The organism is Paenibacillus artemisiicola, assembly GCF_017652985.1.
Lineage (GTDB): Bacteria > Bacillota > Bacilli > Paenibacillales > Paenibacillaceae > Paenibacillus_Z > Paenibacillus_Z artemisiicola.
On the sequence record NZ_JAGGDJ010000031.1, the window covers coordinates 1 to 22,587 of the forward strand.

Genomic DNA, 22,587 nt, shown 5'->3' on the forward strand with positions numbered 1-22,587 from the left:
TGCCGCCGACGGCGTCCGCTTGCGCGCCGCCTGCTCTTGCCGCGCCGCCCGCGCTCCCGAGAGCCGAGCCGCCATCGTCCGCGCCCCCGGCGCCCGCGCCGCCGGCCGCATTCGCACCGGCGCCGAAGCTCAGCCGCACGTCGCACAGCGACAGGTTCGTGCCGAAGTTGCCCTTCTCGGCCTGCAGCAGCCGGCTCGCCATCTCCTCGCCGCCGGCGTAGTCGCCCGCGAAGAACCGCTCGCGCATCGCGTCGAGGTCCGCCCGTCCGCGCGAAGGGGTCGGCGACGGCTCGCTCCGTCCCGACCAGTACGTGATCTCCGTCACGCACCACGTCTCGCGTTCATGTCCCCCGTACGCCACCGCGCCGAGCCGGCCGTTGCCGAGCGGCAGCCCCTGCTTCCAGCCGTCCGCCGGCCCGTCGTACCGAAGCCTCATCCCGCTCATCTTGTCGCTCATCATATCGCTCCTCTTATTTCACCCGGTATTCGTCGAAATAGCGGGGAATGATGTCCGTGGACGCGCCCGGCCGCTCCGGCAGCACGTACAGGCCGTTCTTGACCGTCGCCGGCTCCTCGAAAATATGCCGGATCCACGGGATGTACTCCAGCATGAACGCGCCCGGCGTCGCCGCCACGAGATGCTGGTGAATCTGGCCCATGTCGCCGACGTGCGGGCAGACCGGCACGTCGTACGCGGCGGCGAGGCCCGCGACCTGCAGCCATTCGGTCACGCCCGCGACGCGCGTCACGTCGACCTGGCAGTACTCCAGCGCGCCGTTGTGGATGTAATCGCGGAACGCGTACTTCGTGTACACGTGCTCGCCAAGCGCGATCGGCACGTTCAGCGCGTCGGCCAGCTTCTTGTGGCCCATGATGTCGTCCGGGTTCAGCGGCTCCTCGAGCCAGAACAGGTTGAACTCCTCCAGCCGCTTGCCCCACGTCATCGCCGTATTCACGTTCCACTGCTGGTTGACGTCGATCATGAAGATCGGGTCCTCGCCGATCGCCTGGCGCACTGCCTTGACGCGATCGTAGTCCTCGCGCGGATCCGGCTTGCCGACCTTGATCTTGACCCCGGCGAAGCCCTGCTCGACGATCTCGGCGACGTCCTTTAGCAGGCGGTCCTTCGACCAGTTCAGCCAGCCGCCGTTCGTGTTGTACGCCTTGATGCCCTTGCTCTTATGGCCGCCGAGGTACTGCCAGAGCGGCTTGTTCGCGGCCTTCGCCATGATGTCCCAGAGCGCGACGTCCACGGCGGCGAGCGCCATGTGCGTCACGCCGGCGCGGCCGATCCAGTGCATTTTGCCGAAGCGCATCGCGTCCCACAGCTCCTTGACCATGAACGGATCCTTGCCGATCAGCTCCGGCGCGTAGTAGCGGTCGATCGTGTCGACGATCATCTCGTCGCCCTGCGCGCACGTGCCCGTGTAGCCGCAGCCCGTAATGCCTTCGTCGGTGTGGATCCGCACGCCGGACAGCCCCCAGTGGGTGGCGACGTTGATGGCGTCGGTAATCGGCGGCGTGATCGGCACGTGCAGCACGAACGTTTCGACTTTGGTAATGATCATGAAGGATTCTCCTTTTTCGCATGCGTGTAATGGGGGAAATGATCCGGCCAGCCGCTCTCGCGGGGGAATACAGGCCGTTAACGGTTAAGCGCGCGAATCGTCAATCGCCTAAAGAAGCGCCGTCTTCGACGGGCAGCGCGACGCCGGTTACGAACGCCGGCTGGCCGCTCGACGTCGTCCTCACGCGAGACGTCCGCGCGCGCCGCGATGGCCCGCGGACGTCCGTCCGCCGCCACCGGCAGTTGCGCATTGATCCGCTCCGCCGCGCGCTCGCCGCCGGCTTCGTTCCCGTCCGCGGCGACGGCGGACGCGCCTTCCCCGGCGAAGCGCATCGCGGCGGTCTCGCCGATGCCGTAGCCTCCGCCGGTCACGATCGCGAATTGGCCCGCGAACCGCATGGCCATCCCCTTCTTTCGCCGCGCGTCCGCCGTCCTCCAATGGCGCCGGGAAGGCCCGCGGCGCGCTTTTTTTCCTTGTCCGTTTATCGTATCATGGGCGGTAGCGGCCGTATTTGCACGCCGATCCAAAAAGTTGACGATTCATCCGCTAATCGGATCGTTCGCCACCTATGCCATGCGCCGAAGGAGCCTGTTTATGAAAACGTTGGCGGAGCTGACGCCCCATGTCGGCGATTCCATGCCCTACCTCTACGACGGCAGCTCCAACGAAGGGCTGCGCGTCTGCAGCGTCTACGCGTTCCATCTCTTCACGGACGGACCGGGGGAGATGGAGATCGACGGCGTCCGCTATCCCATCGGCAATCGCACGCTCGTCTTCCTGCGCCCCGGTCAGCCGCACGCGTTCCATATCTCGCCGTCGCATCCGCTAGCTTCACACAACCTGTACTGCGACCTGTGGAACGACCGCGCCCCGGTGTCGACGCACCGGACGTTCATCTACGCGCCCCAACCGTTCCGGCTGCCCGAGCAGTCGGCCGCGGAGCCGTGCGCGGAGCTCGGCGGCTTGCCCGGCGTGTTCTCGCTGCAGCCGCATCCGCAGCTGTACGACGCGTTCCTGCATATCGTGAAGCTGTACAACGAGCTGAGCTTCTACCGCGCCGAGACGGTCAACAGCCTGCTGTACGCGTGGATGCTCAGCTGGCACAACGCCGTCCATGCGCGCCGCCCCCGGGATTACCGGATCGTCCGCCTGCTGGAGCAGCTGGAGACGAACCCCGAGCGCCGCGAAACGGTGGAGCAGTGGTGGACGCTCTGCGGCCTCAAGCGGACGTACTTCCACGAGCTGTTCCTGCGCGAAACGGGCATGACGCCGAAGGCGTACCAGCATCGGCTGTGGATGCGGCGCGCCCTGCACCTGCTGCAGGAGAGCGACCTCAGCATCACGGCGATCGCCGAACGGCTCGGCTATCCGTCGATTCACCCGTTCACCCGCCACTTCAGCGCCTACTACGGCGTCAGCCCGAAGCAGTACCGGCTCAACCCGCGCCGGGAACGCGCGGACGGCCCGGAGACTCCCGGCGGGGGGCCGTGACGCACGAGGCGCGGACGGCCCGGAGGCACGGAGCGGGGAGCCGTGACGGTCGGCGCGCGGGCGGCCCGGAGGCGCGGGGCGGGGAGCCGTGACATTCGGCGCGCGGACGGCCTGGAGGCGCGGAGCGGGGAGCCGTGACGGTCGGCGCGCGGACGGTCCGAAGGCACGAGTAGGGCGCCGAGAACGCGCGGACGGCCCGGAGACGCGGGGCGGGGAGCCGTAGCGGTCGGCGCGGACGGCCCGGAGGTGCGGAGCGGGGAGCCGTGACGGTCGGCGCGCGGACGGCCCGGAGGCGCGGGGCGGGGAGACGTGACATTCGGCGCGCGGAGGCCGGCGGCCAACCCGTGGCCAACCCGCGGCGTCCGTTGACGCCGCCCGCGGCCGTCCCGGCCCCTCGCGCCGGCCGCGCGCCCGCACCGCGCCTCCCCGCTCCAAACGCAAAAAAAGGCCGCTCAAAGCCGCAGTCGGCCTTGAACAACCTTTCCCTTCCAATCAAGCCGAGCCCGGCGGCTACGGCTTCTTCGGCAGCCACTTCTGGTACTGCCGCCGCAGCCGATGCAGCTCCTCGCCGCCGCGCAGCGCTTCGTCCTCCCGCCGCTTGCCGACGGCGGCGACGAGCGCCTCGATCATCGCGACCGGCGCGACCATGGAGTGGAACTCCCACAGCTCGCCCCGGGCCGTGTACAGCATGACGTCCGCTTTCTCCGGCATGGCGCTCACGACGAGATCGGTCACGAGCAGCGTCCTGCAACCCCGCTCCTTCGCGAAATCGAACAGCACCGCCATCTCCGGCGATTCGGAGACGAAGCCGAAGACGACGATGACGTCCGCCGGCTTGACGTGCAGCAGCCGGTCGAACAGCTCGTGGCCGCCGCGGTCGAGCCGCCGGACCTGCACGCCGAACCGGGTCAGCCGGAAGTCCAGGAGCGCCGCCAGGCTCTCCGCCGACCCCGGCCCGTAGAGATGGACGCAGCCCGCGCCGCCGAGCAGGCCGACCGCTTCGTCGAACGCCGCCTGGTCCAGCCGGTCCGCCGTCTGCCGCAGGTAATCCGCCGTCGCCAGCACGTTCGCCCCGGCGCCGTGGCCGCCGCCGGCCTTGTCGAAGGCCGACTGCAGCTTGCGGGACGGCGACAGCAGCACCTCGTCCTTCACCCGCTGCTTGAACTCCTTCATGTTCCGGCAGCCGATCTCCGCCCAGAACCGCGACACGGTCGAGATGCTGACCTGGCACGCCTGCGCGAGATCATCCTCGACCATGAACGGAATGCCGTCCATGTGCTTGCTGATATAATCGGCGAGCCGCTGATGGCCCCGCGTGAATTTCTTGTCCGCGAACAACGTCTCCACCCTCGCATTCCCCTTCCGGTCCCCGTCCGCTTCGCGGCGGCCGGTCACACGACTTCCTTCTTGTTCTTCAGCAGCTTCTTGACCGTGTTCGCCGCCCGCACCTGCAGGTCGAGCGAAGGCGAGATGACGCGCTTGTACGCGCCCGCCCGGATGGCGGCCTTCAGCTCCGCCACGGTCTCGAACGTCCCGGCGAACTCGTTGTGCACGCAGCCGACCTGGAACAGCTGGTGCGCGTCGCTGCCCGCGACGACCGGCACGCCCAGCTCCTCGCCGAGCGTCAGCACCTTCGCGATGTTCTCCTGGATGCCGATCTCGTGGAGATCCTTGCCGTTCAGGTCGAACGCGTCGAACCGCCGCAGCAGGTCCCGGCCGATAGGATGCAGCGGGTTCGAAGCGCGGAACGGATGGCCGCCGATGACCAGCATGCCCCGCGGCTCGCACAGCTCGAACAGCCGCCCGAGGCCGATGAAGCCGCCCGGCGCCGTATGCGGCTCCAGCGCTTCGCGGATTTCCAGCAGCTTGCCCTTCGGCCCGCTGACCAGAATATGGCCGCCTTCGGCGACGTCGACCTCCATGCCCGTGAAAATGCGGAAGCCCTCCACATTGTAATAGTGATCGTTGCACGGGTAAAGGCCGTCCAGCGTGCCGTACACGTCCGCGAACCGGTGCGTGTTGAAATGCTCCGTCAGCGTGATCGCGTCCAACCCCTGCGCCCGCGCCTCGCGGACCATGCTTTCGAAATGCTCGCGCTCGAAATTCGTTTTCTTGGACAGCTTAACGTGAATGTGAAAGTCGATCTTCATGTTGCGGTTCCTCCATCGGGTTCGGAATCGGCGCGACATGCGCGAGGCGCATGCCGGTCCGTTTGTCGTAGAAATTCAAGTTGGACCTTCGCAGGTCCGCGTACAGCTCGTCGCCGGGCTCGTACTCCGCGTCGCCCATGACGCGCGCCGTCAGGGACGCTTCGCCCGCGCGGAGCTGCACGAGCGTCTCCGCGCCGGACGGGAACGCCGCTTCCACCCGCGCCGCCATGCGGCCTTCGCCCGGCCGGCCGTGCAGCCGGACGTCTTCCGGCTTGATCGTCACGATCGCCTCCTTGCGGTCCTCGAGACCGCGCTGCGCGAGCGGGATCGCCGCGACCGGCGTCTTCAGCCAGGCTTGGCCGCCTTCGCGCGCGATGACGCCGTCGAGCCGGTTCAGGCGCAGCCCCGCGCTGCCGAGGAAGTCCGCCACCTCCAGCGTGCGCGGATGCCGGTACAGCTCCCGCGGCTTGTCCGTCTGCACGATGCGCCCGCCGAAGAACACGGCGACCCGCGTCGACAGCGACAGCGCCTCCTGCTGGTCGTGCGTCACGTAGACAATCGTGGTGTTCAGCTCCTGATGGAGCCGCTTCAGCTCGGCGCGCATCTCCACGCGCAGCTTCGCGTCGAGGTTGGAGAGCGGCTCGTCGAGCAGCAGGATGTCCGGCCGCGTCACGATGGCGCGGGCGATCGCCACGCGCTGCTGCTGCCCGCCGGACAGCTCGCCCGGGTAGCGGTCCGCGAGCTCCGCGATGCGCATGTCGTCCAGCGCGGCCCGCACGCTCCGCTTGATCTCCGCCTTGCCGAGCCGGCGCACCTGCAGGCCGAACGCGACGTTGTCGAACACGGTCATGTGCGGCCACAGCGCATAGCTCTGGAACACCAGGCTGAGTCCGCGCTTCGACGGCTCCAGATGGAAGGCCGTCGCGCCGTTCGCCACCTCCCGGCCGCCGATCGCGATCGTGCCGGCATCCGCCCGCTGCAGGCCGGCGATGGTGCGCAGCAGCGTCGTTTTGCCGCAGCCGGACGGGCCGAGGAAGGTGATGAAATCGCCCGGCTCGATCGTCAGGTCGATGCCGCTCAGCACCTGCTTGCGCTGCAGGCGCACGTGGATGTCCGTCAATTCGATGGCCGCCATGTCACGAACCTCCTATTCCTTGCGTCAGATCCGCCTTGCCGAACTTGACCGCGATCGCGTAGACCGCGATGACGATCGCGATGATGATCATCAGAATGACGTTGGTCAGCTGCTCGTAGCCCTTCTCGGCATAGTAGAAGGTGAGCGTCGTCAGCGTCTCGGTCCGCGGCGTCACGAGCATGATGATCAGCTCCATCTCCTTCATCGCGCCGATGAACACGAGCAGGAACGTGGACACGAGGCTCTTGCGGGTCAGCGGCAGCAGGATGCGCCGGAACCGCATGAACCACGACGCCCCGCCGATCTGCGCGGCCTCTTCGAGCTCCACCCCGATCTGCATCATCGCGGCGCCGCCCGCCTTGACGGTGAACGGCAGCTCCTTCACGACGGTGATCAGCACGAGCAGCGAGATCGTCCCGTACAGCGCCGGAATGAACAGCGTGGGCTTGGCGAACATCGAGATGTAGATCGCCGCGAGCGAGATGCCCGGGATGAGATACGGCAGGAACGACGCCTGGTCGACGGCCCGGCCGAGCCAGGTGTGCCGGCCGCGCGCCGCGACGTAGCCGAGGACGAGCCCCGCGACCGCCGCGATGACCGACGCGGCGCCGGCGATGTAGAGCGAATTGCGAAGCGCCAGCAGGAAAATCGGGTTCCGCATGACGCCCTTCTCCCCGGTGTTGATATCCGGGTCGGAGCCGCCCCACCAGTAATGCGCCGTGAAGTTGCCGAGGCCGTAGTGGCCCTCCTTCAGCATGAAGGACTGCGCGAGCAGCACGAGCAGCGGCACGGCGGCGACCGCCGCCATGGCCAGTCCCGCCGCCGCCGCGGCCGGCTTCCGCCAGGCGCCGAGCGGCGTCAGCGTGCGCGCGGCGCCTTTCCCCGTCACCGTGACGAAGCTGCGCCGCCGCCCGACCGCCCGCTGATTGAGATAGATCGCCAGCATCGAGATGAGCATCAGCGTCAGGCTGAGCACGTTGGCCTCGGTCGTCAGCCGCGAGCGCATGCTGGAGTAGAGCATGGTCGAGATCATGTAGAAATCGACGGGCGTGCCGAGCAGCGCCGGCACCCCGTACGCGCCGATCGCCTTCGTGAAGATCAGGATGAACCCCGACAGGATCGACGGCAGCACGAGCGGCAGGACGATCCGCCGCAGCACGGTCAGCCGCCTCGCTCCCGCCACGCTCGCCGCCTCCTCGAGCTGGCCGTTCATCGCGTTCAGCGCGGCGCCGACGATCAGGAAGAAGAAGACGCTGTCGTGGAGCGACAGCGAGACGACGATGGGCACGAAGCCGTACGACAGCCAGTCCGGCGGCGAGACGTGCAGCAATGACTGCAGAATGCCGGGCGTCCCGCCGATCTTGCCGTTCTTGAAGAACGTCAACCACGCCTGCGACAGAATCCAGGCCGGCAGCAGGTACGGAATGACCGCGAGGAACGAAATCGTCCGCTTGAGAGGCATGTCCGTCCGCGTTACGAGCCAGGCGAGCCCGCAGCCGAGCGCCAGCGAGAGCGCGGATACGGCCGCGCCGACGGCGAGCGAGTTCAGGATCGGCTTATAGAAGAGCGACGCGCTCATGTCGCTGGCCAGCACGCGGGTCCAATGGTACAGCGTGAAATGCCCCGGGTTCGCCGCAGCCGTCAGGCGGACGTCCTGCTGCCGCCAGACGAAGGTCGTGCTGGCGATGCGCAGGACGGGCCAGACGACCGTATAGGCCAAAAAGAGAAGGGCGGCCGTCCCGATCGCGTGGACGGGATGCCGCAGCCAATCGAGCGCCCGGTTCAGCGGGCGCCACCGGTATCCGGCCGGCGCCGGTTTGTTCGCCAATGCTCTCTCCACCTCTGCCGGTTACTTTTTGCTCGTTACTCGTTGCTTCTGCTCGTTATCTGTTCGTTGCTTCTGCTTGTTGCTTCTGCTCGTTATTTCTGCTCGTTGCTTCTGCTCGATGCTCTTGCTCGTTACTTCTGCTTGATCCAGAAATCGCGCACCTTCGGCGCGGCATTGTAGAGCGCTTCGCCGTCGAAGGCCCACAGGTTCAGCTGCTCGTACGGCCTATCGTTCTTCGTCTGCACGTCGGAGCGCGGCACCCACGAGCCGACCTCGTTGAACGGATCGAGCCCGGCGCCCTTGCCGTCCGTCTCGCCCATCATCCAGCGGAGGAACAGCTTCCCGGCCGCCTCGTGCGGGGCCTTGTTCGCCAGGAAGAAGTAGCCCGAATCCGGCACGGCCGTCTTCGGCTTGATGTCGTAGATCGGCTGGATCGTCCAGCCGTTCTCCTCGTTCTTCGAGACGTCGCCCGATACCGCGAGGCCGACCGCGTCGCTGTCCGCTTTGCCGATGGCGTCGAGGACGTCGTCGCTGCCCTTCAGGACGATCAGGCCGTTGTCGAACAGCTCCCGGATGTATTCGTAGCCGGCGTTCTCCGTGCCGTGCAGCTCGATGTCCTTGCCGAACTTCTCCTTGTACGCCGCCGCCATGTCGTCGCTGTTGTTGACCATCGTCGTGAACAGGTCCATGAACGCCGGCGAGCTGAGCGGATCCGCGGTGTAGACCTTGCCTTTGAATTGGGGCGTCGTCAGGTCCCACCAGTTGGTCACCGGCGCTTGCGCGTAATGCGAGGCGTTATAGAAGATCGTCCGGAACTCCACGTAGTCGGCGTAGCCTTCCGCCTGCGTGCGGTACGGCTCGTCGACCTTCGGCGCGATGTCCGCCGGCAGATATTTGACGTAGCGGCCCGGCTTCACCATCTCCTCCTCGACCGCCCCGCTCACTTCCTTCGTGATGATGACGTCGGGATTGAATTGGCCGGCATCCTGCTCCTTCATGACCTTGTCCATCATTTCGTCGGACTTGACCTTGCTCACCTCGACCTTGACGCCCGGGTACTGCTTCATGAACGTCTCCGCGGCGTCGTTGGCGCGTCCGGACGTGGAATAGACGATGACCTTGCCCTCTTCCTTCGCTTTCGCGTACAGCGCGTCCGGCGAATCCTCGGCCGCGCCGGCGCTGCCGGCAGCCGCGTTGCCGCTTGCGCCGCCGTTCGCGGCCGCGTCACTGCCGCCGTTCCCGCCGGACGCTTGGCCGTTCGCGTTCGCGGACGTATCGGCGTTCGCGGCGTTGTTCGCGGCATGATTCGCGCCGTTGGCGCCGCCGTTCTGGCCGCAGGCCGTCAGCAACAAGGCGGCGGATGCGAAGACGAGCGCGGCTTGCGCGGGCTTGCGGGGATGGAGCCGATTGAACCGTTTCATGATATCCTCCTAGGCGATGGGCCGATGCGCGGCCGCATCTCGTATGGTTGTCTTCTCTCCCTGAACTATAGGCCCGAATTGTCAGCGACATGTTACCGTCACATGGATATTTGGTAAAAAACTATTTATTTATTTCAAATGGTAATTTTAATTTATTTCTGCCGGCATGCCCGCGTTCACGCTGCGTACACAAATGACTGGTATCGTAGAGGAGGCCGTCCCGCGCGAAAAAAAAGGACATCCCGAGGGGATGTCCCGTCATACACTGGTAGCGGCCGCGCCTCGCGCCCGGCCGCCGGTCAGCGCCTTCAAGCGGCCATGCCGCGGCACGCCTTCGCGCAGGCGAAGCACGCCTCGGCGCAGAGGCGGCAGTGCTCGCTCGCGTGCTTCAGGCACGTCTCGCCGCACGCCTCGCAGGCGTCGGCGCACAGCCGGCAGAGCGCCCGCGCGTACGAGCTGCCCCGGTCCAGCGCCTGCGCAGCGAAGGCGCACAGATCGGCGCATTCGCGGTTATGGCGGATGCAGTCGGCCATCATCGGCGCCTCCTCCTCGCGCAGACAGGCGTCGAAGCAGTGGTTGCACGCCTGCATGCAGGCCAGGCATTGCGCGATGCATTGTTCGATTTGTTCCCGTGACATGGCGGAAGCCCTCCTTCGGCGGTTCGTTTTTCATTGCTTTATTACCCCGCCGGAGCCGATTGAAGCGGCTGAAGCGCGTCCGGTTTGCAAGAACCCCACCTTCCAAGGAGGACATGGCATGCTGCTGGTCGATCTGATTTTTTTCGCGCTGGAGCTGTGCGCCCTCGCGGCGTTCTGCTACTGGGGCTTCCATCTGAAGGGCGCCGAGACGTGGGTCCGGACGCTGGCGGGCATCGGGTCTCCGGTGCTGGTCGCCGTCTTCTGGGGCACGTTCGTCGCGCCGAAGGCGCGCGTCCCCGTCCGGCCGCTCGTCCGCTTCGCGCTGCAGCTGCTCGTCTTCGCCGCGGCGGCCGCCGTGCTGCACGGATCGGGACAGCGGAAGCTCGCGACGCTGTTCCTGCTCGTCGCGATCGTCGAGGTCGTGCTCTCGCACAAACTCAAAAAAGGATAGCGAACCGAAACGGCTGCATGCGCGGTCGTTTTTTTTGTCGTCCCTGGCCACAAGCCCGTCGGAACCGCCGGAACCCGATATGGAATAATTCCCATAAGTTGCGGAACGCTAAGCTTGCCAATATCCGCCGCGAGGGACGTAACCGTTATGGATAACTACCGGAATCTCGAAAATAAATTCCGCCGCTATAAGGCGCATGTCAGCATCGCCGGCACGACCCAGATCCACTTGCGGAACCCGTACATCATCGCCTGGTGGTCGGCGGCTTTCCCCGGCTTCGGCCACCTGATCTTAAGCAAATATTTGCGCGGCTTGGTGCTGTTCATGTGGGAGGTCGTGGTCAATTACAACGCCAAAATCAACCTGGCCATGGTTCAATCCTTTTGCGGCGACATCGAACTGGCGAAGCAAACCTTGGAACCGCGGTGGATGTTGATGTATATTCCGGTTTATCTATTCAGCATCTGGGACAGTTACCGCACCTGCATGGATATGAACAAAGTGTCGTTGCTCGCCGAACGTGAAGACGCCCCCGTCAATTCCTTCGTCATCGGAGCGCTGGAAATCAATTACTTGGACAAGCGCACGCCGTTCATGTCGGTGCTGTGGTCGCTGTTTATGCCCGGGCTCGGGCAGCTGCATATCCACCGCTTGCTGACCGCCTTTTTTTCGCTGGTGTGGACCATTATTTTCTTATACATGTCGAAGACGCTCGTCGCCGTCCATTTGCTCTTCCTCGGAGAGATTCATGCCGCTACGGCCGCGCTCGATGAACAATGGCTGCTCTATATGCCGTCCATGTGGGGGTTTGCCGTGTACGATTCGTATATCAACACCGTCGAGAACAACAAGCTGTTCGAATGGGAGCAGCAATCGTTTCTCAAAAAAAAGTTTCAATCGCCGGGCTTCAAGATCAAGAAAGGAAACGTGGTGAATTAATCGACATGCTGCAAATCTTCTCGACCTTCGAGCATTCGGCAAGCCTGGAGCTGGCGATCAGCTCGCTGGAGAATAACGGCGTGAACAAGGAACGGATCTTTGCGGTGCCGCTGACGAATCGCAAATCGGAACGCAGATTGTTCGACAGCACGCACAACGAAGACGGCATTTCGCTGCTCAGTACCGGGGCCGCGTTAGGAACCGCCTTCGCCGTGGTCGGAGCGAGCGTAGGCTTCCGGCTGGCGTGGGGTCCCATCTACTGGGGACTGATCGGGACCGCGGGCGGGTTCCTGTTAGGGTTTCTGATCGACTGGTTTTACTATAAAGTCGTCAAGAAAAAGCAGCGCCTGCTGCGCGGGAAGAATTCCGAGGTCATCCTGATCGTGGAGTGCCCGGAAGATCAAGGCGATCTGGTGGAGCATATCCTGTGGCACCATTTTGCTTTCGGATTGGCAAGAGTCCAATCCCAGGCATGAACGCGCCGTTCCCGCTATCTCCCTCCCCCTAGCGCGCCTACACTTAGATTGCCTTCCCGCTTACATACAGAAAAAGGACACCCCAACCGTGTTGAGATGTCCTGCCTCCATAGCGCCTGATTCCTTAGTCAAGCTTGCGCGGAACCTGCCCCGTACGCCTTTCGCCGCAGCCCCCGGCGCTTAATGCGCGTGACCGTGAGCGGTCTCGGCAACGCGGGCATGATGATGGTCGTGCGCCGGCTCCGAGCCGTCGCACAGCATCGTCTTGGCGTGCGGATGCCCGTCGTCCTCCATCTGCACCGTGCAGTGGCCGATGCCGAGATGCAGCAGCCGGTGCTCGATTTCCCGCAGCATCGCCTGGCTGCCGCCGATCGTGGCCGTGCCGTCCAGCGTAACGTGGCAGCAGAGCGCGTTTTTGCCGCTCGTGATGCTCCACACGTGCAGGTCGTGCACGCCGCGGACGCCCTCCACGCCTTGAATCGCCTCCGCCACCTTCTTCAGATCGACGTCCTTGGGCGTCGCCTCCATGAGGATGCGGATCGTGTCGCGGACGAGGCCGATCGCGCCGTAGGCGATCAAGAACGCGATCAGGACGCTCAGGATCGGGTCGACGACGTACCACCCCGTAAAGTGGATGATGATCCCGCCCACGATGACTCCCGCCGAAGCCGCCGCGTCGCCGAGCATGTGAAGCACCGCGCTCTTGACGTTGACGTTGTCCTCCTTGCTGAGGCCGAGCCCGAGGTACAGGTTCATGACGAGCCCGACGCCCGCGCCGATGAACATCCACGTGCTGCCGACTTCCTGCGGGGACTGGAACCGTTGGATCGCCTCCCACAGAATGACGAACGCGATCAGGATGAGCGAGACCGCGTTGATGAACGCCGCGAGAATGCCGGAGCGATGGTAGCCGAACGTGTAGCCCTCGGACGGCGCCTTGAGCGACTGCTTCATCGCGTACCAGGACAGGCCGATCGCCGCGATGTCGGTCAGGACGTGGCCAGCGTCCGACAGCAGCGCCAGGCTGTGCGAGATCAAGCCCCCGACGACCTCCACCGCGAGGATGATGAAGCTGAGGAAGAACGCCTGTTTCATTTTGCCGATCGGCGCATGCGAGTGAAAGACGTCGCCGTGGCCGTGGCTATGGCCGTGCCCGTGGGCATGGTGATGACTGTGGCTCATCTGCGGATTCTCCTTTAGGCTTGATGCGCCGCGTGCGCGAGCCCGGTCTCGAACAGCGTCAGCACGTGCTCGTCGTCGATGCTGTAATAGACTTGGCGGCCGACCTTGCGCCGCTTGATGAGCGCGAGGTTCTTCAGATAGCGCAGCTGATGCGAGATCGAGGATTGCGTCATCTCCAGCACGGCGGCCAGGTCGCAGACGCACATCTCCGCGTGGATCAGCGTATGCACGATGCGCAGCCGCGTCGGATCGCCCAGCGCCTGATAGAAATTCGCCATCCGCTGCACCATGTCGTGGCCCAGCTGGATCTTGGCCGCTTCCGCGACCACGTCGTCGTGAATGATCGTGACGTCGCAGCACTCCTTATCCTTCGCTTCCGCCGTAATCAGGTCTTCCATCGCCGCCACCCCGAATCGTAATTATTATGATTAATATATGAGCAAGTATTCATATATTGAGTGTAGCATAGGGAAGGCCCAGCATTCAAGCATTTGCCATTTCGCCGGCCGTTATTCCGTCCCGCGCATCCGTTCCGCGGCCCGAACGATGAACGCGCGCTTGCATGTACCGCGAATCCGCGCAAACGGTACACGGAGAGAAACCGGGCCGCCTGTGGCCGGGCCTGTGCTGGCCCGTGGCCGGGCTTCTCTCCGCGGTAGAATGGTCGCCGCTGTCCGCCCAGGATAACGGGCCGCGGGGGCCCGGCCTGCGGCGGCTTAAAGGGTTAAGGACAGCTTCCGGATCAGCTCGGCCTGCGTATACGGCCGCTTCCGTCCCCAGCGCTTCACGCGGACGAGGTACGGGCTGGCCGGGTTTTTCCGGTGATGGAAGCCGGGCACGCGCATGACGCGGGCGAGGTCCGTGATTTTGGGATCGGAATTGAACTTGCGGGCGAGCGCCCGCTGGATGGCCACGAACCGGCCGAGCTTCCCGCCGCGGATGGCCCAGTACACGTGGAAGCCGTTCTTCGTCTCGACGATCATCGCGCCGCGGATGCGCTCCCGGTGTTTGGCGAGAAAGCGCCGTTTCAGCTGGCGCACGCGCCGTTTGCCCCGCAGGGCGACCAGCACGTAACGCTCCTGCGATGTGCGCGTCACGGTCACCGATTCGATCTGCTCCGCGGAATCGGCCTGCAGCTCCTGCATGCGGCGCTCCGCCTCCTCGCCCGTCCGGTACGTCTCGACGAGCTTGTTGAGATCGACGTCGATGAAATGGGCGCGGACCCCCTGGAAGTCGCCCCGGTCCCGTTCCCGGTAATTGACGGTCATGAACACCGCGTAGCCTTCCTTGTTCATTTGCAGCAGCGGCACGCTGCGCTTCGCGCGGGTGTACAGCGTGACCTGCGACAGCCGGCGCTCCAGCCGCTTCATCGGCTTGTGCAGCGTCATCGCCCGCGCCTTGCTCTGCGAGGTGGGCGCGGGCTTGCGCGACATCGTATCGTGGACGAGCGTGAAATGCAAGGTTTGGTTTCGTTTGCACCCGAGCTTCTTGATATACTGCCGGAATTGGCGGGAACGCAGCCGCATGCGGGCGGCATGCAGGCTCAAGCGCTGCTCCACGGTATCACATCCCTCTGTGTAGGCTGACGTCACGCGTCGATTGTGGCTTAACCAATCTTATTCCGCGGGGCCGCCGCGCGTGTGGTCGCCCGTACCGGTGGCGCGGGCGGAACGGCAGCCCGCCAAGCCCCGCGGCGCCGCGAGGCGCCGGTCCGCGCGGCGTAGGTTCGCGCGGCCGGGTTCGGTTTCCCGCGGCGCGGCGCGCGGGACGCAAAAAAGGGATGGACCGGCCGCAGGCCGATCCATCCCTTATTGTCGTTTATACTTCATGCCGTTAACGGCTCGCGCCGCCCGCTTACGGCGCGATCGTGAGGCCCGCCGTGTAAATCTCGCACGGCCCGAGGTCCGCCGCGAACGCCCCGTTCGCGTCCGATGCCGCGAGCCGCTCGCCGGCGCGCTCGAGCACGTCGCTCGCGTACGCCGCGCCGACCGGGCCGACGTTCGGCCGCACGCGCAGCGCCGCCGCTTCCGGACGCATGTTGAACCAGCGCAGCATGAGGTCGCCTTCCTCGGCGATCTTCGCCGAGGAGAACGCGACGCCTTCGCCGTCCCACGCCAGGAACGCGTGCTCCGGCGCGAGCGCGCCGTCGTGCACGCCGGTCTGCACGGCCGTCCACGGCGTCTGGAACTGGTACGCGGCCGCGAACGCGCCCGCCGCCGCGCCGTCGCCGCTATGCGGCAGGATCAGCAGCTCGGTCGCGTGCTCGCCGAGGCATTGCGCCTCCGGCGTCGGGAAGACGCCCCAGTCGCCGAGCTCGGCGACGGCGCGGAGCAGCGTGACGGAGATCGTGTTGCGCCCGTCGCGCAGCACCTCGTACTCGTTCAAGCCCTTGTTCGCGATCGTGAGCCCGTGCGCGCCGTCGCTGACGTCCGCGAACGCCTGCTGATGCTGCGCGTTGCTCGGGTTCTCCCACTCGGCGGCCGGCTCGTTGTCGCGGACCGCCACCTCGAAGATCGCGTCGGCCCGGTGCACGGACGCCGCCAGGTCGGTCGGGAACAGCGCGCGCACGCGGTGGTCCTTCGCCCGGTTGTCGAACGTCGTGCGGACGCCGACGCCTTGGCCGGAACGCTCCAGGCTGACGACGGTGCGGATCGTGAACGGCACGAGCGCCTTCGACCGTCCGGCCTTGCGCTCCGGATAATAGACGGCTTCCTGCTTCTCCTGCTCGAACAGCTCGTCCGCCGAAGCCGGGATCGCCCATTCGTGCACGATCTCGAACGCCGCGCGGTACGGCGTGTCCTCGACGACGCGAATGCTCGCCGCGAGCCCTTTCGTCGTCAGCGCCGGCTCGCCGTCCGGCTGCTTGAACATGTATTCGTTGCCGATGTCGCCGGCGTCTTCATAGATGAGCAGGTCGCGGTATGCGCGGCCGGTCGCGAGGTCCGTCACCGCGAGCGTGCCGTCCTCCGCGATCTCGACGCGCAGGTTCGCGTTCGCGAGCGCGCGCGGGCCGGCCACGAGGGACGGCGCCGGCGCCGCTTCGGCCGCGCCGTTCACCCAGGCGTACGTCTTCAGGCCGAGCGCCGGCACGCCGGCCGCCTCGAACGTCAGCCGCACGCGGCGCGCCCAGTACGGCTGGCGGAACTTGTCGTCCGGCAGGTCGTAATCGAACTGCAGGCCGAGGTCCTCCATCGTATAGGCCGCGGCGTTGCCTTCCGCGTCCACGAGCGTCCGCTCGCCGATGCGGTATTCCTTCATCATGCGAATCATCTCGCTCGGCGCGATGCCTTCGCGGTAATACACCCGCGCGACGTCGAGCTCGACCGTCACGGGGCCGCTCTTCGCCCAGCCCGTCGTGTTGAACACGACGAGCGGCAGCGCGTTCTGGCCGTGCCGCGCGAACGCGCTCGTGTCGACGGCGCCGGCGAGCGCGTGCTTGCTGTCGTCGACGATCGTCTCGGCGACGTGGCGGCTCTTATCGAACCGCGTGACCATCTCGCGGTGCACTTCGTCGACGCTGCAGCCGCAGATGCTGTCGTGCGGGTGGTTCTGCATGAGCGTCTTCCACGCGTATTTCAGCAGGTGATGCGGGTATTGGGCTTTGCCGGCCGCGTGCGCGAACGCCGCGAGCGGCTCGGCGACCTTCTCGAGGATCGTCTGGCCGGCTTGGTTCATCTGCTTCAGGTACACGCGCGCGGACGCCGTGTTGACGAGCGTCGACCAGCCGTCCGTCCGCTGGCTGCGCAGCTCGCCGCGCACGACCGACAGCTGCTTGTCCGCCAGCGACGCCTTCAGCGACGCCAGGTAGTCCGGGAAGTTCGAATGCACGAAGTCCGTGTCCGGATACAGCTTGCCCGCGACGCGGATCGCCTCCGGCAGATCCGTCTGGATCGGCTGGTGGTCGCAGCCGTTCATGAACAGCAGCTGGCCCGTCGAGGCGTACTTGCCGGCGTCGGACAGCTTGCGGTCCCAGTACGCCTTCGCTTCCGCTTCGTCCGTCGGCACTTCGTTGCCGTTGCTGTACCAGTTGGCGAACAGGATGCCGAGCACGCGCGAGCCGTCCGGCCCTTCCCAAATCAGCTCCGAGAAGGACGATTCGTAGGCGGCGTCCGACACCGTGTTGTTGAAGCCCGTCGGCTTGACGCCGCGGCCGAACACCGCGTTGTCGATGCCGGCCTGCTTCATGAGCTGCGGCGCCTGGCCGATGTTGCCGAACGTGTCGGGGAAATACCCGATCTTCGCGATCGTGCCGTAATGCGCGGCGTCCTGGTGGCCGATCTGCAGGTTCCGCACGTTCGCTTCGCTGCTCGTCAGGAACGCGTCCTGCAGCACGTACCACGGGCCGATGTGAATGCGGCCCTCGCGGATCCAGTGCTCCAGCCGTTCGCGGCGGTCGGGCCGTACCTGCAGGTAGTCCTCGAGAATGATCGTCTGTCCGTCGAGGTAGAAGCTGCGGTACTCGCCGTCGCGCTCGAGCGTGTCCATCAGGGTGTCCATGAGCGCGATCAGGCGCACGTGGTGCTTCTCGTAGGGCAAATACCATTCGCGGTCCCAGTGCGTGTGCGAGATGATATGGGCCGTTCTTCTATTGTCAGCGTTCGCCAAGGCGATCGTCTCCTTTCGATTCCAAGTCCGCCGGCAGCGCCAGCACGTCCACTTCGTCCGGACGGTACACCGCCGTCACGCGCCCGTCGCGGTCGGCGGCGAACAGCACCGCGCGCTCCCGCTCCAGCACGAACGAATACGAGGCGCCCGTCGCGGCGGATTTCACTTCGACCTGCGCGTCGTGCGCGTATTCGGATACGAACACGAACAGCTCCCCGTCTTGGAAACGGAGGCTCCGGCCGTAGACGCCGGCGAGGTCCCCGCCCTTCACCCACTCCAGCTCCCGCCGGACGCCGGACGCGGCCAGCGCGTGTGCGTACAGCGCCGCGATCGGCTCGTCGCGCTCGTTCAGCTCGAGCGGCAGCGGGCTCCAGACGATCCGCCCCTTGCCATGGGCCGCTTCCAGCACGCGGTCCGCGCCCGCCGGGCCGTCGCCGCGGCCGCAGGCGGTCTCCTTGAACAGCTCGGCGATGCGCCGGCGGCCGTACGAGACCGGATAGGACCGCTCGCCGATCGCGAGCCGCTCCTCGCGCACGACGTTGCCGAGCTTGCGCTCGCCGAACGCGTCCGCCAGCCGCTCGGTCTCGCGCCAGTACGCGTCGAGGCCGAGCGGCCCCGTGAATACCAGCGTCGCGCCCGTCGACCCGACGATGCCGAGCAGCCGCGCGAACGCCTCGTCGGCGAAGTTATGCGCCGACGGCACGAAGATCAGCTTGGCCGGATCCGTCTCCAGCGGGGCCAGATCGTACTCGGACACGCCGCGGAACGGCACCTTCAGCTCGTAGCCCAGCACGCGCGTCAGCCGCGTCGTCGCGTCGAACGCCAGCTTGCGGTTCGAGAAGTCGTTGGAGTACGGGTACACGACGGCGACGTCCTCCAGCGCCCGCTCCCGGAACAGGTCGCGGATCTCGCCCATGAAGCTGCCGAACCGGTACGACACGTCCGCCTCCGGCTTCTCCGTTCCGTCCGCGCGCAGCGCGCCGATATGCGATTCGTTGGCGTTGTCCATGTAGAAGTTCGTGTTCCAGATCCACTGCACGGCGCCGGCGCCGCCCGCCGCGAAGGCGTAGGCGTACTTGCGCTCCAGCATCGCGCGCAGCTCTTCCTCCGACCGCTTCGCGAAGCCGGCCGGCGTCTCGACGTACATGATGCCCGTCTCCTGCACCACGTTCGGCTTGTCCGCCGTCTTGGCGAAGATGCCGTCCCAGAGCAGGTTGTCGTTCAGCCACCAGGAATGGACGGTCGTGTAGTCCACCGCTTCCCCGTAGAAGAACGGCGACGGCCGCTGCGCGCCGAGCGCTTCGTCCTGGCCGACCGTCACGAGCTGCGACGGGTTGCCTTCCTTGATCGCGCCGACCAGCTGCTTCGCCCAGCGGTTGTGCATGTCCATCGAGAACAGCGCGTAGTCCAGCCAGCGCGTGCCCCGTTTGCCTTGGTGCATGTCCTGCACGTCGAAGTTGATGTCTTCCGGCTCCGGAACCGCAGCCGCGGCGAAGTCCGGCAGCTCGCCCGAGGTCATGCCCCAGCGCTCGCGCAGCGCCTCGACCGTGCCGTGGCGCTCCGCCAGCCAAGCGGCATACGCTTCCCGCTCGAAGCGGTCGCGGCTCGAGCGCGGCCCGTCGGAGAAGATGCGCGGCGGGTCGAACATCGACGGCTCGTTGATCAAGTCCCAATCGACGTTCGTCGTCTCGCGGTGGCGGCTGACGATGGCGCGGATGAACCGCTTCTGCGCTTCCACGCTGCGCGGATCGAGGTACGGATTGACCCCTTCCCACGTCTCCGGCGTGAAGGAGAAGAACGTGAACGTCACCTGCAGCCCGTGCTTCTTCGCGGTCAGGAAGAACGCGTCGATCGAGCGCAGCACTTCCTCGGACGCGTGCCCGTCCACCTGCATGATGTTGCGGTACGCCGTCCAGACGCCCGTGCGGATCCAGTTGATGCCGGCCTTGCGCATCTGCGCCATGTCGCGGTCCCAGACCGCCGCGTTCGGCAGGAACAGGAACTTGCGCGCGACGTCGCTCGTCATATAGGTCATGCCGACGACCGGCATCGGCCGGCCGTCCTTCTCGAAATAATCGCGGCCGCGCTTCAGCGGCTCGCCCTCGCGCAGCAGCGCCTCGTCCGCGCCCCAGAAGCCTTGGCGCAGCAGGCGCGTCTCGCCGTCCGCCGACGCCGCGACGCAGTCCACTTCATAGAAGCCCGGGCGGACGTCGCCGAGCAGCGGGATGCGCTTCATCTCGAGCGCCGCGCCGACCTCCGCCTCGTGGCGGTACGTGAACACGATCGCGCTGTCCCCGCGGCGGCGGACCTTGATATCGAACGTCCATCGCGTCTTCGCGGCGGACGCGCCCGAACCGGCGTCCGCGCCGGAGCGGCCCAGCTTCTGCGCCTGCAGCGTCAGCATCGGCCGTTCATGCGGCTCGTACGACGCGTAGCCCGGCTTCAGCCACAGCTCCGTCACGCCCGCGGCGCAGAACGCCGCCCAGTCGAGCAGCGCGTCCGCGCCGCCGCGCGCGAAGAAGTCCGCGCCGAGCGGCTGGTTCACGAACAGCCAGCGGCCGCCGGCGAAGTCGCCCTTCGTGTTCTCCCACAGCACCGCCGGCGCCGCCACCTCGCGGCCTTCGGCCGAGACGCCCTTCAGCAGCGCGTGGATGTGCGCGTCCATCGGACCGGCCGAGCCCATCTGCTGCGGCAGGTCGCTCGCCTTCGTCACGTGCGGCACGAGGTTCCACGTGTCCGCCGCGCCGAGCAGCGCTTCCCGGCCGCGGAACAGCGGAATGTCCGCCGACGCGGCGTATGCCTTGACCGGCGCCGAGGCGACCGGCAGCATCTCGTGGATGCGCAGCTGCCGATGATACGCCGTCTGCTCCGGACCGGCGAGCCACGCGCCGGCTTCCTTGCGCACCGGCACGCGGAACGGCGCGCCGCCCGCGCTGATCAGGCCGCCGCCGCGCTTCAGGAAGCCGACCAGCGCCTCCCAGGCCGCGACGGGAAAATAAGGCGCGTGCAGCGAGACGAACACGCCGCCTTCCGCGCCTTCGAGACGGGCCGCGAGCTCGTCCGCGCCGCAGACCTCGCCGGCCGCGCGCAGCCGCTCGAGAGAGGCCCCGTCAATGGCAGAAGCGCCCGGAAAGGCGCCGTCAAGAAAAACAATCGTCGAATTAGGCATCGAGCAGCCCTGCTTTCATCGCTTTATAGACAAGCTGAGAGAACAAGCTGTTGGACCAGGCGAACCATTTGCGCGTGAATACGGCCGGGTCGTCCGCGTGGAACCCTTCGTGCATGAAGCCCGTGTCGGCGTCGGTCGCTTCGAGCGCCGCGATCATCGCGAGCTTCTCGTCGTCCGTCGACGCGGTCAAGCCCTGCATCGACAGCGCCATGTGCCAGATGTAGCCCGGAGGCGTGTGCGGGCTGCCGATGCCCTTCGCCGCCGTGCCTTCGTAGTAGAACGGATTCTCGAAGCTGAGCGCGAAGCGGCGCGTGTTTTGGTACACCGGATCGTTCAGGTCCGCGTAGCCGAGGTACGGAATCGAGATGAGGCCCGGCGTGCCGGCGTCGTCCGCCAGGCAGTAATTGCCGAAGCCGTCGGTCTCGTACGCGTAGATCGGGCCGAACTCCGGATGGCGGTAGATGCCGTACAGCTGGATGCCGTGGTCGATTTCCCGCTCGAGCTTGGCCATCTCCTTCTCGAACGACAGGTCGCGGAACACGAACTCGGCGATCTCGCGCATCTGGCGGAGCGTTACGACGGCGAACATGTTGTCCGGGATGTTGTAATGGAAGTCGCACGCGTCGTCGCTCGGCCGGAAGCCCGACCAGACCATGCCCGTGTAGTTGACCGGCATGCCGAGGCCGTCGTTCTGCAGCGAATCCGTCATAATGCCGTTATCCCGCTCGAAGCGGTACGGCGAGCGCTCGAAGTGGTGCTGCTCCCGCTTCCACAGGTCGACCGCGGCGCGCATCGCGACCTTGAAGTCGGCGTCGAAAATGTCCGCGCGGCCCGTTTCCTTCCAATACGCGAACGCGAGGCGCATCGAGAAGCAGATGGAGTCGAGCTCGAACTTGCGCTCCCAGACCCACGGCGACATGTCCGTCTTGTCGTCGGTGTTCCAGTGCCAGTCGTTCGCCATTTCGTTGAACGCGTTGGCGTACGGATCGAGGACGATGTAGCGCATGTGCAGCTTGATCAAGCCGGCGATGACGCGCTGCAGGTCCGCGTCGTCCTTGGCCAGCGGCACGAAGTGGATGACCTGCTCGACGGAATCGCGCAGCCACATCGCCGGGATGTCGCCCGTGATGACGAAGGTCGTGCCGTCGTCCTGCAGCTTCGTCGTCGTCTCGAGCGTGTTCGGGAAGCAGTTCTTGAACAGCTGCAGCAGCTTCGGCCGGTGCGCCAGCCGCGTCTCCGCTTCCGCCAGCACGTCCCGCACCGCCTGCGGCAGCGGGAGATGCGGCATGTCGATTTTGGGCAGTCTGAATTGTTCCATGGTCGTTTTTCCCCTTTGTCAGTTCTCGATCGCGGGCACGGCCGCGGCCAGGCGAAGCGCCGCCGCGATCAGGCGCGCGCGGTTCCGGCGGCGAACGGGGAGCCTTGCGCTATTCCGCGCAAGGCTCCCGCCCGCCGATCCTTTATGCCGCAAACCGTTTGCTTCGCGCAATCGTTTAGCTTCGCTAACGTTTATCTGCACGAAATTCTTAACCTA

19 protein-coding genes are annotated in these 22,587 nt (G+C 66.0%); 4 read left to right on the forward strand and 15 right to left on the reverse strand.

All coding sequences use genetic code 11. The features are described from left to right. The 3 genes from I8J29_RS24130 to I8J29_RS24140 all read right to left on the reverse strand — a co-directional run. Positions 1–460, reverse strand: a 460-nt coding sequence (locus tag I8J29_RS24130) for a glycoside hydrolase N-terminal domain-containing protein (protein WP_240546446.1), incomplete at its 3' end; no start/stop codon positions are given. 10 nt (positions 461–470) lie between these two features. Then, on the reverse strand, positions 471–1,568 hold the full coding sequence (locus I8J29_RS24135; protein WP_208849986.1) for a mandelate racemase/muconate lactonizing enzyme family protein: 1,098 nt from the start codon (positions 1,566–1,568) through the stop codon (positions 471–473). Between the two features lie 77 nt (positions 1,569–1,645). Beyond that, positions 1,646–1,966 (reverse strand): SDR family NAD(P)-dependent oxidoreductase, encoded by a 321-nt coding sequence (locus I8J29_RS24140; RefSeq protein ID WP_208849987.1) that lies wholly within the window; start codon positions 1,964–1,966, stop codon positions 1,646–1,648. Between the two features lie 196 nt (positions 1,967–2,162). Here I8J29_RS24140 and I8J29_RS24145 point away from each other — a divergent pair, with 196 nt between their 5' ends. Then, positions 2,163–3,059: a helix-turn-helix domain-containing protein gene (locus I8J29_RS24145; protein ID WP_208849988.1), complete on the forward strand. Its 897-nt coding sequence runs from the start codon at positions 2,163–2,165 to the stop codon at positions 3,057–3,059. Between the two features lie 510 nt (positions 3,060–3,569). On the opposite strand, the gene I8J29_RS24150 is transcribed toward I8J29_RS24145, so the two are convergent. The 6 genes from I8J29_RS24150 to I8J29_RS24175 form a co-directional block, all read right to left on the reverse strand. Further along, a complete protein-coding gene (locus tag I8J29_RS24150; RefSeq protein WP_338113274.1) occupies positions 3,570–4,454 on the reverse strand; it encodes a MurR/RpiR family transcriptional regulator in 885 nt (294 codons plus the stop codon). Beyond that, a complete protein-coding gene (locus I8J29_RS24155; protein WP_208849989.1) occupies positions 4,451–5,209 on the reverse strand; it encodes a PHP domain-containing protein in 759 nt (252 codons plus the stop codon). The genes I8J29_RS24150 and I8J29_RS24155 overlap by 4 nt, the downstream gene beginning before the upstream one ends. Next, positions 5,181–6,344, reverse strand: a complete 1,164-nt coding sequence (locus I8J29_RS24160) for an ABC transporter ATP-binding protein (protein ID WP_208849990.1) — start codon at positions 6,342–6,344, stop codon at positions 5,181–5,183. Before I8J29_RS24160 ends, I8J29_RS24155 begins: the two co-directional genes overlap by 29 nt. A gap of 1 nt (position 6,345) precedes the next feature. Beyond that, the gene (locus tag I8J29_RS24165) at positions 6,346–8,172 is read right to left on the reverse strand and encodes an ABC transporter permease (RefSeq protein ID WP_208849991.1); all 1,827 of its coding nucleotides are present in this window, start codon (positions 8,170–8,172) and stop codon (positions 6,346–6,348) included. Positions 8,173–8,303: 131 nt separating this feature from the next. Beyond that, positions 8,304–9,593, reverse strand: a complete 1,290-nt coding sequence (locus tag I8J29_RS24170) for an ABC transporter substrate-binding protein (protein WP_208849992.1) — start codon at positions 9,591–9,593, stop codon at positions 8,304–8,306. Positions 9,594–9,901: 308 nt separating this feature from the next. Continuing rightward, complete coding sequence (locus I8J29_RS24175) at positions 9,902–10,231, reverse strand: four-helix bundle copper-binding protein (RefSeq protein WP_208849993.1); 330 nt, start codon at positions 10,229–10,231, stop codon at positions 9,902–9,904. 118 nt (positions 10,232–10,349) lie between these two features. Between I8J29_RS24175 and I8J29_RS24180 the strand changes: the two genes are divergently transcribed. The 3 genes from I8J29_RS24180 to I8J29_RS24190 all read left to right on the forward strand — a co-directional run bounded on the left by I8J29_RS24180 (position 10,350) and on the right by I8J29_RS24190 (position 12,097). Further along, a complete protein-coding gene (locus I8J29_RS24180) occupies positions 10,350–10,682 on the forward strand; it encodes a YrdB family protein (RefSeq protein WP_208849994.1) in 333 nt (110 codons plus the stop codon). Positions 10,683–10,829: 147 nt separating this feature from the next. Then, the gene (locus tag I8J29_RS24185; RefSeq protein WP_208849995.1) at positions 10,830–11,621 is read left to right on the forward strand and encodes a hypothetical protein; all 792 of its coding nucleotides are present in this window, start codon (positions 10,830–10,832) and stop codon (positions 11,619–11,621) included. A gap of 8 nt (positions 11,622–11,629) precedes the next feature. After that, a complete protein-coding gene (locus tag I8J29_RS24190) occupies positions 11,630–12,097 on the forward strand; it encodes a hypothetical protein (RefSeq protein ID WP_208850032.1) in 468 nt (155 codons plus the stop codon). Positions 12,098–12,277: 180 nt separating this feature from the next. Here the strand turns inward: I8J29_RS24190 and I8J29_RS24195 are convergent, their stop codons facing one another. The 6 genes from I8J29_RS24195 to I8J29_RS24220 form a co-directional block, all read right to left on the reverse strand. Beyond that, the gene (locus I8J29_RS24195; RefSeq protein WP_208849996.1) at positions 12,278–13,279 is read right to left on the reverse strand and encodes a cation diffusion facilitator family transporter; all 1,002 of its coding nucleotides are present in this window, start codon (positions 13,277–13,279) and stop codon (positions 12,278–12,280) included. Positions 13,280–13,293: 14 nt separating this feature from the next. Then, a complete protein-coding gene (locus I8J29_RS24200; RefSeq protein WP_208849997.1) occupies positions 13,294–13,677 on the reverse strand; it encodes an ArsR/SmtB family transcription factor in 384 nt (127 codons plus the stop codon). Positions 13,678–13,995: 318 nt separating this feature from the next. Continuing rightward, a complete protein-coding gene (locus I8J29_RS24205) occupies positions 13,996–14,838 on the reverse strand; it encodes a DNA-primase RepB domain-containing protein (RefSeq protein ID WP_208849998.1) in 843 nt (280 codons plus the stop codon). A gap of 295 nt (positions 14,839–15,133) precedes the next feature. Then, complete coding sequence (locus tag I8J29_RS24210; RefSeq protein WP_208849999.1) at positions 15,134–17,884, reverse strand: alpha-mannosidase; 2,751 nt, start codon at positions 17,882–17,884, stop codon at positions 15,134–15,136. Then, positions 17,871–21,053, reverse strand: coding sequence for an alpha-amylase family protein (locus tag I8J29_RS24215; RefSeq protein ID WP_208850000.1), 3,183 nt, complete (start codon positions 21,051–21,053; stop codon positions 17,871–17,873). Before I8J29_RS24215 ends, I8J29_RS24210 begins: the two co-directional genes overlap by 14 nt. Beyond that, positions 21,046–22,371 (reverse strand): glycoside hydrolase family 125 protein, encoded by a 1,326-nt coding sequence (locus I8J29_RS24220; RefSeq protein WP_208850001.1) that lies wholly within the window; start codon positions 22,369–22,371, stop codon positions 21,046–21,048. The genes I8J29_RS24215 and I8J29_RS24220 overlap by 8 nt, the downstream gene beginning before the upstream one ends. Positions 22,372–22,587 lie beyond the last annotated feature (216 nt).

Excerpts from the sequence above, each read along its gene's own strand:
- I8J29_RS24135 (WP_208849986.1), bottom strand. The coding sequence starts at position 1,568 with ATGATCATTACCAAAGTCGAAACGTTCGTGCTGCACGTGCCGATCACG.
- I8J29_RS24140 (WP_208849987.1), bottom strand. The coding sequence starts at position 1,966 with ATGCGGTTCGCGGGCCAATTCGCGATCGTGACCGGCGGAGGCTACGGC.
- I8J29_RS24145 (WP_208849988.1), top strand. The coding sequence starts at position 2,163 with ATGAAAACGTTGGCGGAGCTGACGCCCCATGTCGGCGATTCCATGCCC.
- I8J29_RS24155 (WP_208849989.1), bottom strand. The coding sequence starts at position 5,209 with ATGAAGATCGACTTTCACATTCACGTTAAGCTGTCCAAGAAAACGAAT.
- I8J29_RS24160 (WP_208849990.1), bottom strand. The coding sequence starts at position 6,344 with ATGGCGGCCATCGAATTGACGGACATCCACGTGCGCCTGCAGCGCAAG.
- I8J29_RS24170 (WP_208849992.1), bottom strand. The coding sequence starts at position 9,593 with ATGAAACGGTTCAATCGGCTCCATCCCCGCAAGCCCGCGCAAGCCGCG.
- I8J29_RS24175 (WP_208849993.1), bottom strand. The coding sequence starts at position 10,231 with ATGTCACGGGAACAAATCGAACAATGCATCGCGCAATGCCTGGCCTGC.
- I8J29_RS24180 (WP_208849994.1), top strand. The coding sequence starts at position 10,350 with ATGCTGCTGGTCGATCTGATTTTTTTCGCGCTGGAGCTGTGCGCCCTC.
- I8J29_RS24185 (WP_208849995.1), top strand. The coding sequence starts at position 10,830 with ATGGATAACTACCGGAATCTCGAAAATAAATTCCGCCGCTATAAGGCG.
- I8J29_RS24195 (WP_208849996.1), bottom strand. The coding sequence starts at position 13,279 with ATGAGCCACAGTCATCACCATGCCCACGGGCACGGCCATAGCCACGGC.
- I8J29_RS24200 (WP_208849997.1), bottom strand. The coding sequence starts at position 13,677 with ATGGAAGACCTGATTACGGCGGAAGCGAAGGATAAGGAGTGCTGCGAC.
- I8J29_RS24215 (WP_208850000.1), bottom strand. The coding sequence starts at position 21,053 with ATGCCTAATTCGACGATTGTTTTTCTTGACGGCGCCTTTCCGGGCGCT.
- I8J29_RS24220 (WP_208850001.1), bottom strand. The coding sequence starts at position 22,371 with ATGGAACAATTCAGACTGCCCAAAATCGACATGCCGCATCTCCCGCTG.